The sequence below is a fragment of the Helicobacter didelphidarum genome (genome assembly GCF_003364195.1).
GTDB classification, from domain to species: Bacteria; Campylobacterota; Campylobacteria; order Campylobacterales; family Helicobacteraceae; genus Helicobacter_A; species Helicobacter_A didelphidarum.
This window is the reverse complement of sequence record NZ_NXLQ01000001.1, coordinates 327,476-341,967: the sequence shown is the minus strand read 5'-3', so window position 1 is coordinate 341,967 and position 14,492 is coordinate 327,476. Positions and strand designations below refer to the sequence as shown.

Genomic DNA, 14,492 nt, shown 5'->3' with positions numbered 1-14,492 from the left:
TCTTAGTTCTGTTGAGTTACAAGAAGCTATACACGATACAAAGAACAAAGAAAACTTACAAGACTGCATAAGCAAAGATAAAAGCATTCAAACAACAAAGTATTACATGACAAACTAAATACAAAACAATCAAAAAAGCATAATATACCAACTTAACACACGCTCGAAAGTGTCTTTGCCAATCCACCAAGAGAAGTTTCGCGATATTTTGCATTCATATCTTTACCTGTTTGATACATAGTTTTTATAACTTCATCGAGGCTTACCATAGGGATACTTTTGCGTGTCATTGCCATTCGTGCCGCACTAATTGCCTTTATTGCACCAAAAGCATTGCGTTCAATACATGGAATCTGCACCAATCCTCCCACAGGGTCGCAAGTCAATCCTAAATGATGTTCCATCGCCATTTCTGCTGCATTGCATGCTTTTCTTGCCTCTGCACCTAACACCGTAGCCATTGCTCCTGCCGCCATCGAACTGGCAGAACCAATTTCTGCTTGACAACCTGCTTCTGCACCGCTAATACTTGCATTTTTCTTATAAAATGAACCAATCAGCATGGCTGTCAGCAAAAATTCTACCGCCTTATCATCATTAAAGCCTATAGTGTGATTTTTGAGATAGAGCATTACGGCAGGTATCACCGCACACGCACCATTTGTTGGTGCTGTAACAACTTTTGCACCACTTGCATTTTCCTCTGCAATAGAAATGGCATATAATGAAATAAAATCAATAATCCCCATAGGGTCAGTTGTAGCCTTTACTCGTTCTGCTAAACCTTTTGCACGGCGATGCAAGTGCATACCACCGGGCAAAGTGTCTGCTTTTGGATTAATCCCATTCATATAGACTTCTTGCATGGTTGCCCAAATTTCTAAGCAATACTCACGCACATTAGATTCTGAAACAAATTGCTTTTCATACTCAAGTGAGAGTTGTGCGAGATTATAACCTTTTTCATCACAGAGATAGAGGGCTTTTGTTGCATTGTCTATTTGCATTTTGACATTTGCTTGTGTGCTAGAATCTGCTCCATCTTCTAGCTCTTCCTTTGTTTTTACAAAGCCTCCACCAACTGAATAATACACTTGTGATTCTATTATATTGTCCATATTATCAAAAGCTTTCACTTCCAAGCCATTTTCATGTAGTGGTAAATAATCATTATTAAATACCAAATCTTGATCATAATCAAACATAATTTGTTTCTTTCCACAGAGATTCAATATTTTATGCTCTAGCACTCCCTTATTGACTTGCTCTTGTATCTCTGCATGTAAGTCACGTGGTTTCAGATTACTGAGTCCCCATAAGATCGCCTTATCAGTCAAATGCCCTTTACCCGTAAGCGACAAAGAGCCATGAAGATTTATAGTGATTTTTGTAATTACATCAAGTTTAGATTCTGTATTATTGGATTCTATTTTGTTGCAAAAGAGATTCCCTGCCACAAGTGGCCCTAGCGTATGTGATGATGATGGTCCAACACCTATTTTAAAAATATTTAAATTACTCATATATTCCTCCTTAATAAAATATAGAATCTAATATAAGCAAATTCTTTTATCTGCAGATTCTTATCAATTTTTAAAACCAAGGTTAAATGCTAGTTTTTTGGATAATTAAATAAAAATAACAATGACAACAATCTCTAAGAAATGAATACATAAAGAATTACAATAACCCCTTGATTGCAGCACTAATACCAATTAAACCCATAATAACAACAAAAATATCAGTCCATTTATTGCGATATTTTTTCAACACATCAAACTTATATATCGCATACGCAGGCATAAGAAACAAAAGCACTGCTAAGACTGGTCCCCCAATAGATTCTATAATGCCAATAACACTGGGATTTTTATATGCAACAAACCACGCAATTAAAAATGTAATAACTGCTGTGATAGTATGAGCAAATTTGCCTTGCAACTTGCCATTACTCACTTTATACAAAATCCCATTTAGCCCCTCTGCTGAACCTAAATAATGTCCTAAAAAGCTTTTACTCATCGCAATCAAAGCCACAATAGGTGATACATAAGCAAGGAAAGTTGCCTCTGGAAATTTATTCGCAATATAAGTAAGAATATTTACATTTTGTGTTTTTGCAGTGGCAAAATCTTCTGGTGTAAGGCATAGTGCGCAAGAAAAGACAAAAAACATAACAACGACAACCATTAACGCTACCGCATAACCAATAATTTGAGATGATTTTGGTTCTGCATAATGGCGATATTTCTCTTTGCAATGACACGCAAGAGATGAAATAATAGGAGAGTGATTGAAACTAAAAACAAGAACAGGAACAACAAGCCATAGTGTTACAATCATGCTTTGTCGATTCTCTTGACTGCTAAAAAGTGAAACAAAGCTAATATTCTCAAATATTGCACCATTCCAATGTGGGATAAGGAAACACGCAATTACCATAAGGATAATGATAAAAGGAAAAACAAGCAAACTCATTGCTTTTGTAACAATACTTGAACCACTTATAGAGACAAGCATTAATATTCCCACAATGAGGAATGAACTTATGAGGCGATTTGGTGCTTCTAACCCCAATTGATGTATAAAAAACTCACTTAAAGTCGTGGTAAGATTTGCACTATATACAAGTAAAATAGGCAAAATCGCAAAGAAATACAAAAGTGTAACTAAAAAGCCTCCACCTTTACCAAAATAAGTCTCAGCGACAAATGTAATATCATCTGCGGGTTTATCACTTCCCAACACAAAACGACATAGCCCACGATGAGCTAAAAAAGTCATCGGGAAAGCTAAGAAAAGCACAACCAAAAGTGGTATAAGCCCACCAACTCCAGCATTTATAGGAAGGAAAAGCACCCCAGCCCCAATAGCTGTGCCAAAGAGGCTAAGAGTCCAAATCAAATCATCTTTGTCAAACTTAGGGTGTTTAGCATGTGATATACCATCCCCCATCCATTTTTTATTTTGCATTGTTTGTGTTCCTACCATGTTTCTCCTTTTAGGCATAGAATTTTTGTAATAGAAGTATAGTATAACTTTATTCTTACTAAAATATATTGCCCCAAATTAAGTATTTTAGGCAAAATCGATAGAATAGGTAATTTTGTAACTCTTTTATGATTGAAAGTTAAGTGATTGTAATAAATTTCACACATAGCTTAAATGAGGTTTCGATTTTACAATAAAACACAACCGCATGGCATTTGATTCTCTCCTATTCATTTTTATATTCGAGCAATGCCTCAATGTAGGCTAGAGTTCCGCTATCCAATAATTACTGCTAAAATTCAGCAATAAGTTGTTTTTATTATATTTATATAAATTATAGAATAGGGTTGAAGCAAGAGTTACATTATAAATTACAAATTTATATTCACATTTATATTCTAACTTATTATTTGCATATTAGATTACTGCGAAATTGTGGTAACTTATCATAATTTGATAATTAATTATTTAATGATTAGAATCTAAAATTACTACAATGAAATTCCATAGCAAAATCATTGCTGTGAAATTTAGAATCTAAGCTTTAATAATAAATTAATATCAGAATTTAGGTTGTGATAATATAATCTTCATGGAAATTCTCAACAAAATATAGATTCTAGATAAAGTCTTGTAAATTCTCTTTTGATGATAATATATATAAAAGTCAGCCAATATTCTATATAGTGAGACATCAAGAATCCTGATGATATTAAGGAATATTCCACGCATTTGAATGATTCTGACAATAACAAAATCCTAAATTAATTCCCAAGAGTCTCTCTTGCTATATGAATTTCAATTTGCACATACTTCTATTTTATTGTATTTATGATATACATTGAAATAATTATTTCACTCTAAATTATCTTAAAATTCATAGGCAATACGAGACATAAGATAACTTCTATCAAGCCTATAATGTGCATCCTGATTGAGAGCAATTCCATCTAGACCACCATTATACCAAGATGAATTCTTGATTGTATGAGTGTAATAGTTTAAAATCAAGCCCAATGATAATCCTTTTGTAATACCCCAATTAAAATTAAGTTTTATGGAATATTCATCGGCACTTGGTGAAGTCGTATAACGACCATCTAATCCCACAGAAATACTCTTTACATATTTAGCAAGATTCTCATATTTTGCTTGAGTGAATATTAAAGCACTCAAAGCATCAGGAGCAACAGAAGCATTTAGTGATGTGCCATGTTCATAAACACTATTATCAAAGACATCAATTCCTATGGGATTCCCAAATAATCCCATACGAGCATTGGCATTCCCTATATTTTTATAAACTGCAAGTGCTATTTTATAGGTATCAAAGAAATCAATATCTTGACGCACTAAAATACTTGAAGTGAAACCAACAGGGCTACTATTAAAACTTCCACCATTGACTGAACCACCAAAGTAATATCGACCAATACTCTCTATACTTTGGCTATGGATAGGAAATAATGCATTAATTTTTGTTGTATAAGCAATAAAATCTTGCTTACCAAAATACAGCTCAAGATTCAATCCTGGTGCAATATATTCTTTATAACCATAATATGCAAAAAGGGCTGTTTTTAAGAAATCATTTTCATAACCTATTTCTGCATTTACAATTCCATAGGTTGAGTATGCACGACTAAAGTCATTTAACCAACCATATCCCACAAGTGCCAAAGAACTTGTTCCAAAAAGTTTAATATGGTAGTGATTTGCAAACTTAAATACTGCATTTATCCCTTCTGCATAACTATTAAACCAATCGTCATTTTCTTGTAAAAATCTCCCAGCTTTAATACTCATCATATCATTTTCATACTTTATATGAGCATTATGCACAAATGTTCTGTGTGCAGTGTTGGCGGTTGCAACCTCAAGATTATACCATACATAATTCCCAACATAATTAAAACCAAGACCATTTGAAGTATCATGCGATAAACCAGCACTTACAGCACCAAGAACCACTTCAAATCCTTTATAATGATACCCCCCACTTAAGTGTGCTAATACATAACCATAACTATTACTCGGAATAATTTGCTTCAGACTAAAACTCGTTCGGTTGAAGACCTCTAAACCACCATGTAAAAAGAAACCATTAGAATCTTTGTCTTGTGAAGTTTGAGTATTGTTGCCTACTTGTGCCTCTTCAGAATCTACTTCATCTTGTATCTGGTTATTAGCATAGACAAGTAATGAACATACAATACTGAGTAAAAAAAACTTCTGTATTTTCATATTTTATCTCCAAAACAATTAATATATTTAAAATTATAATATAATCATAAAATCTTTGTCAAATATTACCGAGAATATAAAAGCTATAACAATAAAACAAAGAATAATGCAATATAACATCTTACATAATGATATATCTTAAAAAATATCATAATAACTTTTTATTTTTTGGATTATGCAATATACTCATATATGTAATTTTATAATTAAAAACCTACAAAATCTTATAAACTTTAACACTATTTATTATTTACAATAGCTTTTACAAAGATAGTTTTTATGATATGAAAGATATACAAATGCCGTAGTTTATTTGCTAAGTTAAATAAGGTAATTTTAGAGCATTGAACAATATTTTCATTTTATATAGTAAATATTCGGGAGAAAATTATTTAAATTTCATAAAAAATATCTACACTAAATCTCATGTTATATCAGAAGTTCTAATCCCTTTAGCAACATTTTTTTGCACCATCTCTACTATACCGTTTGTTTTGAGAATCTAAGAAAAATTCTTTGCGACTTTTTGGAGTGCAATTTGGGTGATATTTTTTATGGTAGTCAAGATATTTTTCATAACTTGGTAATCCAACTAGCAAATGAAAGAATATCTCTGATTTTTTATAAAGTATCATTAAGTAGTTTTTCAAGCAATATAGAAAGTTCGTTTTATCTATATCTTGTTGTTCATCAGAAATCGTCTTATTATGAGAATATGGGGAATAAATAAAATTATTATCTGCAGATTCATGAGTATTCATTCTATTTTCCTTTGGAGATTTTAGAAATTTCATAAGATTCTAAAGCAATTATCTCAATAAAAACTTTAACTAACCTAACTATTTAATCAAAATAGTATTCTTTTTCATTGTAACACTATAAAATAAATAAAAGTGTGGGATAAAAAGAAAAATTATAAATCTCTACAATATTTTCCTTATATAATACTAGATAACAATTTGTTTATATGTGATATTGAGAAAAAAATAAGGAAAATTGATATTATCATATATAAAGCCCATTTAAATTCCCTCTTTATATTTTAGATATACAATAAAATAGATAAATACAATTTATTGAGTTTTAAATATTTTTTTCTATAAGACTTTAACTATCCAAGTGTGAATAATCTCACCAAACTTAATATACTCTTATGCCTGCCCCACTTCCTTGTGTTGATTGTTGATATTGATTTGGTTGTATTGTTTCTTTTGCATTCTGAGGAAGATTATCATCTACATTGATTCCATCTGGAACTGCCGGAGGAGGTGCATCTGGAGGAGTTGGTTTTTTACTTGGAAAGTATTTTATTAACTTGGTAAGTTCAGCAGCCTTATCTGGTTGCATTTGTGCTAAAATACTCCCCATTTGATTTGGTTTAAGACTTAAAAGAATCATTACAGCATCGTCTTCTGGCATTGCAGCTAAAATTGGTGCTGCTTTACTATCTTTCATTTTTGCATAGCTTTCTGATAACTTTGAATCTTTTGCACTTGTAATTTGTTCAAGAATTTCTTTATTTTGCTCGAGTATTTTTTTTGCTTGTTCTAACTTCGCATCACTTGCAGATTGTTTTTGGGCTTGTTCATCTTTCATATCAGCATACATTTTTTTTAAAGCCTGTTCTTTTAGCTTCATTTGTTCATCTTTTTCTTTTAACAATTTCGTATTTTCCGTTGTGAGAATCTGTAATGTACTTTGCTGTTGTTGTAATTGTAAAAGACTCGTTGCAATTTCTTGTTTCCTCGCCTCAAATATTGCATCACATTGTTTTGCTAATTGTTGTGCTGCTTCTGGATCAAAAGCTGCATTTGTTACAACCGAATTGCTTTTTGGTTTAGAATCTTGTGCAAAAACAACAATAACTGATAAGAAAAAAACAATGCTGATTGTTAAAAGTTTATTCATAAAAATTCCTTAGAAAAAGCTAACAATGAATATAATTCTACATTAAAAAAATAAAGTATCGAAAAAAACTCTACTTTTTTTAAGATTTTTAAATAATTTATTGATACAATTTACAATTTGATTTTTTATTTATCTCTATGCTATCTTATAAGATTTTACATAGAAAAATTCTCACCTTTTCACACAACAAAATATTATTAGGAAAAATCTATGGAAAATAATATATTAGAATTTAAATCTAAAAATGATAAAATGCAGCAAGTCCAACTCCTTTCTCCTGCTGGGAATCTAACAAAACTAAAGATTGCATTGAACTATGGTGCAGATGCTGTATATGGTGGCGTAAGCCATTTTTCATTACGCAATCGTGCAAGTAAAGACTTTACCTATGATGATTTCTCACGAGGAATACAATATGCACATAATTTGGGCAAAAAAGTTTTTGTAACAATTAATGGTTTTCCGTTTAATTCCCAAATTGAAAGTCTTAAAAACCACATTGCAAAAATGCGTGATTTATCTCCCGATGCATTTATTGTAGCTGCTCCTGGTGTCGTAAAATTAGTAAAAGAAATTGCCCCACATGTGCCTATCCATCTTTCCACACAAGCCAATGTCTTGAGTGTACTTGATGCACAAGTCTATGTAGATATGGGTGTAAAACGTATTGTGGCTGCTCGAGAAATTAGTCTAAATGATTGTATTGAAATAAAACGCGTATTACCTGAATTAGAAATTGAAATTTTTGTGCATGGAAGCATGTGTTTTGCATTCTCTGGACGTTGCCTCATCTCCGCATTACAAAACGGACGTGTTCCAAATCGTGGAAGTTGTGCGAATGATTGTCGATTTGATTATGAATATTATGTACGAAATCCTGATAATGGAGTCATGATGCGTTTAAAGGAAGAAGAAGGGGTAGGAACACATATTTTTAATGCAAAAGACCTTAATCTTGTGAGTCATTTACGAGAAATTTTGGAATCTGGTGCAATCAATGCATTAAAAATTGAAGGGCGAACAAAAAGTAGTTACTATGTCGGAATCACAACTAGAACATATCGTCTTGCATTGCAAGACTATTTTGAAAAAAGGAATGCGAGAAATGCACTTTATCAATACGAGCTTCATACACTTAAAAATCGTGGTTTTACTGAAGGTTATATTATTCATCGCCCATTCCAGAAACTTGATACACAAAATCATGTTACCGCAATTAGTGAAGGTAGCTATCAAGTATGTGGTGAAGTAAATGAAGATGGAACTCAATTTTTATGCAAACATACAATTCGCCCAAATGATTGGTTGGAAATTATTACACCACTTGAATATTATAAAAACCACACTTTCAGTATGGATTTTCCTTTTATCCATAGTAAAGAAAAAATATCCCAGCATAATCACAAAGGAGATTCCACCGAATATTCCCATACCTTAGAACATTTAAAAAATAACACAGAATCTTTACAACCACCACATACGCAATATAAAAATAATATACTTGAAGTGCAATCTAACATAAATGTCAAACAACAACATAGTAAATCCTCACATAAAGAATCGCAAAAGAATGTAGAAGAATATCATACACTCATAACCACGCCAACACAAAGTGCGATAGAGAATGAAAGGTTACATGAATGCTCTAATGAATTAGGACAAATCATTTGTATCGATGGTCGTTTTTATTTAAAACTATTGCGAATTATTACTGCAAATGGTAAAGAGTTAGATTCTATTCATAGTGGCAACATTCACCCTGTTATATTACCCTTTAAACTTCCTCCATTTAGTTTCTTGCGTGTAAAAATTTAACACGCTACTTATGAATAAAAAATATCCTAGGAAAGCTTACAAATACATTATTAAAGTTTTTTAGTCAAATAGCTCAATGATTGTTAAATATCTGAGTATGAATGGACTATAAAATTATACTTAGTATTTTTTAGGATAACAAAATCGATAACCCCTTCTTCGAACAGTTTCGATTGTATTAATATTGAGCGGTTTATCCATTCTTTGTCGAATCTGATTAATAGCAACTTCAATAACATTTGGTGTTACTAATTCCGGTTCGTCCCAAATAGCATTTAAAAGCTGGTCCTTAGAGACAATCTGGTCCCTTTGTCTTGCAAGATGGGTAAGTACCTCAAATGGTTTACCTTTTACTTCAACTTCTTTTCCCTTATATGTTATTCTTTCTTCATCAGGAATAATTACCAAGTCACCAATCTCAATAAGATTAGAATCCCATAATTTTAAACGAGCTTGTATTCTTGCTAGGAGTACTTCAGAATTAAAAGGATATACAAGATAATCATCTGCTCCTGCTTTAAATGATGCAACTTCGTGTTGAGCCTCATTGTTTCCAAGTATAATAACTGGCACTTTTGGATATTTTCCTTTTACGATTGTAATAATATCAATAGCACCACCATCTGTAAGTTCATAACCACCTAAAACCAAATCGTAGCTACGAACACTTATATGATATTCTCCATCTTTCATATTAAATGCAGGATCTACTTGATAGCTGTGTTTTGATAATTCTTTAATAAGCCGTTCGACGGACTCTTTATTGCTATCTATAACCAAAATACGCATTAAAACACTCCTACTAGAATCTCATGCAATTATAGCATATTTCATCTAACCTTAAACTTTTTTTAGAAAAATATTAAAAAACTTTAAGGTTAGAATCTTCCCGTCCACAATCCAAATTCACAACATAAATCTAAAAATTGTATTTTGAATTATTCAATAAAATCACTATTTATTGGTTTTATAATTTATTACATGAAATATTTTCATATTTTCTTTACACACAAATGATTCTTGTCATTATACCACTTCCCAATCTTCTGATAAAACCATAACGATAGATTTTATACTCTTGTTACAATGTTAGTAACAAGACCCACAGAAATTCATACATTCATTCGAGTAAATACTTAGTCTGAAATTAGCCACTGTGCAACATTTTTTGCACTACCACACTTAAGATACATACGCAAATTTGTTACACCATAAAAATAACGCTTATAATCAAAATTTTGATAAGATTCAAGCATTTTATCCGCCTTGCAATCATGTTGCAACAATTCCTCATGAAGATAATCATTCCCTAGTCCTGCTTTTTGAATATTTTCTCCTTGCTCTAGTTGCATTGCCTGATAAATAATATTTGCTAACCCAACAAAATTAAGCTGCACAAAAGCACGAGCTATAAAATAATCAATCCATTTTGTCCGATACACAAGCACAAATGGAATACGCATGAGTGCTGCCTCAAGCGTCGCTGTGCCAGCACATACAAAAGCAAAATGTGCATTTTTTAAACCATCTTTTGTATTAAATGAAAGTTCAAAATCACTTAAATCACCATATACATCAAGATGAGTATCTTTTAATCGTTCTGGAATAATGATTCGAAATCTTGCATTTGTATTATATTGGCGAATTTTTTTTAGCAAGATTCTATATTCAGGCATAAGTGTTTTTATTTCACTTCTGCGACTACCAGGCATAAAAACAAAAACATTGGAATCTTCATAATTTGTGGAATTCTCTTCGGTATAAATATCAAGTAAAGGATGCCCGATAAATCGTGCCTTATGAGTGTAATAATGCAATTCAAAAGGCCAAATACAAGCTAATTTATCACATAAAGATTCTATGGTTTTTGCTCTCCAAGCTTTCCATGCCCACACTTGTGGAAGAATATAATACATAATTGGAATCTGGTTACCACTTTTACGAATGAGTTTTGCAAGACGAATATTAAAAGACGAACTATCCATAAGTAAGATTCTATGGCATTTACTTGCTTCAATGCTAAGTATTTTTAATGCTTTCTTTAAAAATGGGATTTTCTTTGCAACATCACTAAATCCCATAATTGAAAAATCATTTGGCGAAAATATAACTTGCCCCATATCATCATCGCAGACTCCAATGATTTCACATTCATTAGGCAAATATTTCAAAAGATTGCGTAAATGCAAATTTGAGCTTGGTTCAAGGGCACTTACAAAAATCTTGATTGGATGAGGACTCATAAAATATTCCTTTATTCTATAAATACAATACTATCTATGTTGATTTCTTGCATATTATAATCCTTAGAACTCTATCATTGAAATCAAATTATATATCAAACACTTAAATTTTAAAATAAACAACAAATAAAAATGACATTATCTTTAATGAATGTATGCCAACTTTCTTACTATGAAAATTTGTCTCTTAAGTTACTTCCACTCCCCACAATAATTAACATTAAGAGATGATTAGTTTCTTATTATGGCAAATGTAAGTTCAGCAATCTCTGGGTGCAATTTAATATACTCGTTCAGTGTTGTGAGACTTAGTTGTTCGACTTTTTTTATAAACTCTTCTCTATAATCAAGTGGCAAATCATTATAATAGTTCATAAACTTAGCATTTAATCGTTGTTCCAAAGTCTCTTCTCTGAGAGGTTTATTGCCTAAAATGAATTGTTTTGCAGAATCTAATTCTTCTTGAGTTACACCCTTTGCTACAAATTCTTTGAGAATATCTTGTGTAATTTTAATTGCTTCATCTTGTTTATCAAGTGCAGTTTGCATTTGCCCAGTAAAATACACACTTACACGCGTGATATTGGGATACATGTATGCGGAATATGCAAGTCCTCTCTTGACTCGTATTTCTTCCATTAATCTCGAGCCAAAACCAGAACTACCGAGTATAAATCCAGCTACTTGTGCCTTATATGCCTCATCACGAATACTTTGTAATTGCAAAGGACTAGCAAAATAGATAAAAGCCTGTTGCGTATCTTTCTTCAAAGTTTTTATTGGGGTGGTTTTTATTGTATAGTGAGGTATATCTACTTTTTTTCCTCGTGGTAGTTTCTCAAGTATTTTTTGTAATTTTGCAAGACTTTTTTGAATATCTAAATCACCACCAATCACAATAATCATTCGTTCTAAAACGAGATTTGTATCCAGATAATTCTGGACATCTTGCAATGTTACAGAATCTATCTCATTTGCAGAATTCCCCAAAGAAGGGTAAGCAAGAGGTGTTTTAGCAAAAATATTTTTATGCAACAAAACTCTTGCTTGATAGTCAAAATCAGCACTCTTACTCATCAAGGAAGCACGCAATTTTACTTGTATATCTTTCAGTGCTTTTGGCGTGAGATTAGGATTTGATAAAAGACTTGCTAATTGGGTATATGCAAAATCTTCATATTCTTTTAAAAAATCAAGCTCAAAATTTAGTGTCGTTCCTGTTGTGGTAGCACTTAAACCTATGGCTTTAGATTCTAACAAACTTGCAAAGCCAACATTTCCAAGTTCTTTTGTCCCATAATTTAATAAATTTTTTGAGACTTCAGATAAAGGTTGTTTAGAAGGATTAAAGACATTTCCACCACCAACAAATACAATCTCAACATGTCCTATGGGAATATTATTTGAAAACTCACTAATAACAGGAATCTTCACGCCATTCATTTGAATATACTGAACTTTATTGTCCGTTGCACTCATAACACTCGCTCCTAATAAAATCAAAAAGATACAAAGTTGTTTTATCATTACAAACCTCAAATCAAACTAAATCTACATATTATACAGAAAACTTGTTAGCTTCTATGTAACAATCAATGATTTCTAAAAATTATAGAAATGAGAATAATAAAGCCAAACAATATTTTTAATTTTCCATATAATTACATAAAATTCAAATCCTTGTTCTAGAAAACTTTATATTGTATTTCTACCCTTTATAAAAAATTAGATATAATGCAATAAAGCTTCATAAATAAAGGAGTATGATGAGAAATTTTAAAGATTTTCAAGAAATAATACATATCGATTGGAAATCCACTAAGGTGGCTATTTTTCGCAATATACATAATTTCATATATTTACATCAAATTAATGAGTTTGATTTTTGTATGATAGATGATTTACTCGGATTAGAATCTCAAATACAACTTTTAGATTCCAATACACTTGCTTTTTTATCAGGGAAAAAAGCCCTAAATGCATTATTGTGGGGTGCTAGAGGTTGCGGTAAAAGTTCGGTAGTAAAGGCGGTATTGGCACAATACTTATTTGATAAAACATATAAAATTCCAAAAAATGGAAATTACCATGCAAAAAAATGTATAGAATCTACATCACAAGACATTCAGAATATATCAATACACAGCAATAAGCTACGTGTTTTACAACTCGATAGCAATGATATTAGCTTTTTACCATTGTTATTTGATTCTTTGCGTCAAATACAAGACTTTTATTTTGTGATTTTTTGCGATGATATAGCATTTTGTAATAATGACTGGGGGTATCATGGTTTAAAAAGTATTTTAGAAGGCTCGTTTGAGCGTCCTCCAAATAATATTTTACTTTATGCAACTTCAAACCTGCGACATATTATCTCTGAAAATGAACACAATAACTCGTTACATATACAAGATTCTCTGCACGAATCAATGTCATTTAGTGATAGATTTCCATTGAGCATTGGTTTTTATACTCTTGGACAAAAGGAATATTTAGAAGTTTTATTACATCTTATAAAAAATCACTTACACAATCAATCTTTGCAAGCCCATTCTAAAATTACACTAGAGAATAATAATATTGATAGAGAATCTCAAAATATTCTTGAAAAAATCAAACAACAAGCAATTAATTTTGCTACAAAAATTGGCAATAGAAGCCCTCGTAGTGCAAAAGATTTTTTCACACTCTATCTTAATGGGACAAAATTGTAAAATAAGGAATTAAAATGAAATCACAAGATTCATATATAAATGAAGTGTGGCACATTGTTATTATTATGGGTATTATTCTAATCGCTCTCTTTATTTGGCAATATGATATTAAATTATATGGTGATATTTTTCGTTTTCTACCTTTATATTTAGGTTTTTTTCTACTCTATCAGAGACAATACAAAAGAATAATTATATTGCTTATTGGGGTATGTATTGTTGTGGGGGTTACTTTCAGTATGAAATTTAGTTTTAGCTTCCTCGCAAACCATTATGGTGGAGGATATATCACCATAGCACAAAGACCTATTAATGGTAAATTCAATGGATTTCCTAGCGGACATACTGCACCAGCATTTTTCGCACTCGGTTTTGTGATAAATTATTATTCAAAGAAATGGATTTTCCTTGTTTTTGCACTTGCTATTTTAATTCCATTTTCTCGTATTTTTACACTTTGGCACACACCATTACAGGTTATAGTAGGTGCATTGCTTGGAATTATTCTTGGTTTTTTCATTACAAGATGGCTGAAAAATTTTGAGTTTTTAAAAGACAATTCAAAAAAGTAAAT

At 31.4% G+C, this 14,492-nt stretch carries 10 protein-coding genes and 1 pseudogene; 3 read left to right on the top strand and 8 right to left on the bottom strand.

Annotation, left to right across the window (positions count from 1 at the left end; translation table 11 throughout):
- Window positions 1-152 precede the first annotated feature (152 nt).
- The 5 genes from CQA53_RS01375 to CQA53_RS01355 all read right to left on the bottom strand — a co-directional run bounded on the left by CQA53_RS01375 (window position 153) and on the right by CQA53_RS01355 (window position 7,143).
- On the bottom strand, window positions 153-1,523 hold the full coding sequence (locus CQA53_RS01375; protein ID WP_115542206.1) for an L-serine ammonia-lyase: 1,371 nt from the start codon (window positions 1,521-1,523) through the stop codon (window positions 153-155).
- Window positions 1,524-1,680: 157 nt separating this feature from the next.
- Window positions 1,681-2,955, bottom strand: coding sequence for an aromatic amino acid transport family protein (locus tag CQA53_RS01370; RefSeq protein WP_115542254.1), 1,275 nt, complete (start codon window positions 2,953-2,955; stop codon window positions 1,681-1,683).
- Window positions 2,956-3,861: 906 nt separating this feature from the next.
- Window positions 3,862-5,235: an outer membrane family protein gene (locus CQA53_RS01365; RefSeq protein WP_115542205.1), complete on the bottom strand. Its 1,374-nt coding sequence runs from the start codon at window positions 5,233-5,235 to the stop codon at window positions 3,862-3,864.
- 452 nt (window positions 5,236-5,687) lie between these two features.
- Window positions 5,688-5,996 (bottom strand): YbdD/YjiX family protein, encoded by a 309-nt coding sequence (locus CQA53_RS13680; protein WP_115542204.1) that lies wholly within the window; start codon window positions 5,994-5,996, stop codon window positions 5,688-5,690.
- 379 nt (window positions 5,997-6,375) lie between these two features.
- A complete protein-coding gene (locus CQA53_RS01355; RefSeq protein ID WP_115542203.1) occupies window positions 6,376-7,143 on the bottom strand; it encodes a MotE family protein in 768 nt (255 codons plus the stop codon).
- A gap of 252 nt (window positions 7,144-7,395) precedes the next feature.
- Between CQA53_RS01355 and CQA53_RS01350 the strand changes: the two are divergent.
- A pseudogene (locus CQA53_RS01350) lies at window positions 7,396-8,466 on the top strand (peptidase U32 family protein); the annotation flags it as partial.
- Between the two features lie 612 nt (window positions 8,467-9,078).
- On the opposite strand, the gene hsrA reads toward CQA53_RS01350, so the two are convergent.
- The 3 genes from hsrA to CQA53_RS01335 form a co-directional block, all read right to left on the bottom strand.
- Window positions 9,079-9,747, bottom strand: a complete 669-nt coding sequence (gene hsrA, locus CQA53_RS01345; protein ID WP_115542202.1) for a homeostatic response regulator transcription factor HsrA — start codon at window positions 9,745-9,747, stop codon at window positions 9,079-9,081.
- A 347-nt stretch (window positions 9,748-10,094) separates the two neighbouring features.
- Window positions 10,095-11,201 (bottom strand): lipid-A-disaccharide synthase, encoded by a 1,107-nt coding sequence (lpxB, locus tag CQA53_RS01340; RefSeq protein WP_115542201.1) that lies wholly within the window; start codon window positions 11,199-11,201, stop codon window positions 10,095-10,097.
- A 231-nt stretch (window positions 11,202-11,432) separates the two neighbouring features.
- Window positions 11,433-12,728 (bottom strand): M16 family metallopeptidase, encoded by a 1,296-nt coding sequence (locus CQA53_RS01335; protein ID WP_115542200.1) that lies wholly within the window; start codon window positions 12,726-12,728, stop codon window positions 11,433-11,435.
- Between the two features lie 239 nt (window positions 12,729-12,967).
- On the opposite strand from CQA53_RS01335, the gene CQA53_RS01330 reads away from it, so the two are divergent.
- Complete coding sequence (locus tag CQA53_RS01330; RefSeq protein WP_181882307.1) at window positions 12,968-13,918, top strand: DUF815 domain-containing protein; 951 nt, start codon at window positions 12,968-12,970, stop codon at window positions 13,916-13,918.
- Window positions 13,919-13,932: 14 nt separating this feature from the next.
- The gene (locus CQA53_RS01325; RefSeq protein ID WP_115542198.1) at window positions 13,933-14,490 is read left to right on the top strand and encodes a phosphatase PAP2 family protein; all 558 of its coding nucleotides are present in this window, start codon (window positions 13,933-13,935) and stop codon (window positions 14,488-14,490) included.
- The last annotated feature ends 2 nt before the right edge of the window (window positions 14,491-14,492 follow it).

Coding starts and splice junctions, on each gene's coding strand:
- CQA53_RS01375 (WP_115542206.1), bottom strand. CDS start 1,523: ATGAGTAATTTAAATATTTTTAAAATAGGTGTTGGACCATCATCATCA.
- CQA53_RS01370 (WP_115542254.1), bottom strand. CDS start 2,955: ATGGGGGATGGTATATCACATGCTAAACACCCTAAGTTTGACAAAGAT.
- CQA53_RS01365 (WP_115542205.1), bottom strand. CDS start 5,235: ATGAAAATACAGAAGTTTTTTTTACTCAGTATTGTATGTTCATTACTT.
- CQA53_RS13680 (WP_115542204.1), bottom strand. CDS start 5,996: ATGAATACTCATGAATCTGCAGATAATAATTTTATTTATTCCCCATAT.
- CQA53_RS01355 (WP_115542203.1), bottom strand. CDS start 7,143: ATGAATAAACTTTTAACAATCAGCATTGTTTTTTTCTTATCAGTTATT.
- hsrA (WP_115542202.1), bottom strand. CDS start 9,747: ATGCGTATTTTGGTTATAGATAGCAATAAAGAGTCCGTCGAACGGCTT.
- lpxB (WP_115542201.1), bottom strand. CDS start 11,201: ATGAGTCCTCATCCAATCAAGATTTTTGTAAGTGCCCTTGAACCAAGC.
- CQA53_RS01335 (WP_115542200.1), bottom strand. CDS start 12,728: ATGATAAAACAACTTTGTATCTTTTTGATTTTATTAGGAGCGAGTGTT.
- CQA53_RS01330 (WP_181882307.1), top strand. CDS start 12,968: ATGAGAAATTTTAAAGATTTTCAAGAAATAATACATATCGATTGGAAA.
- CQA53_RS01325 (WP_115542198.1), top strand. CDS start 13,933: ATGAAATCACAAGATTCATATATAAATGAAGTGTGGCACATTGTTATT.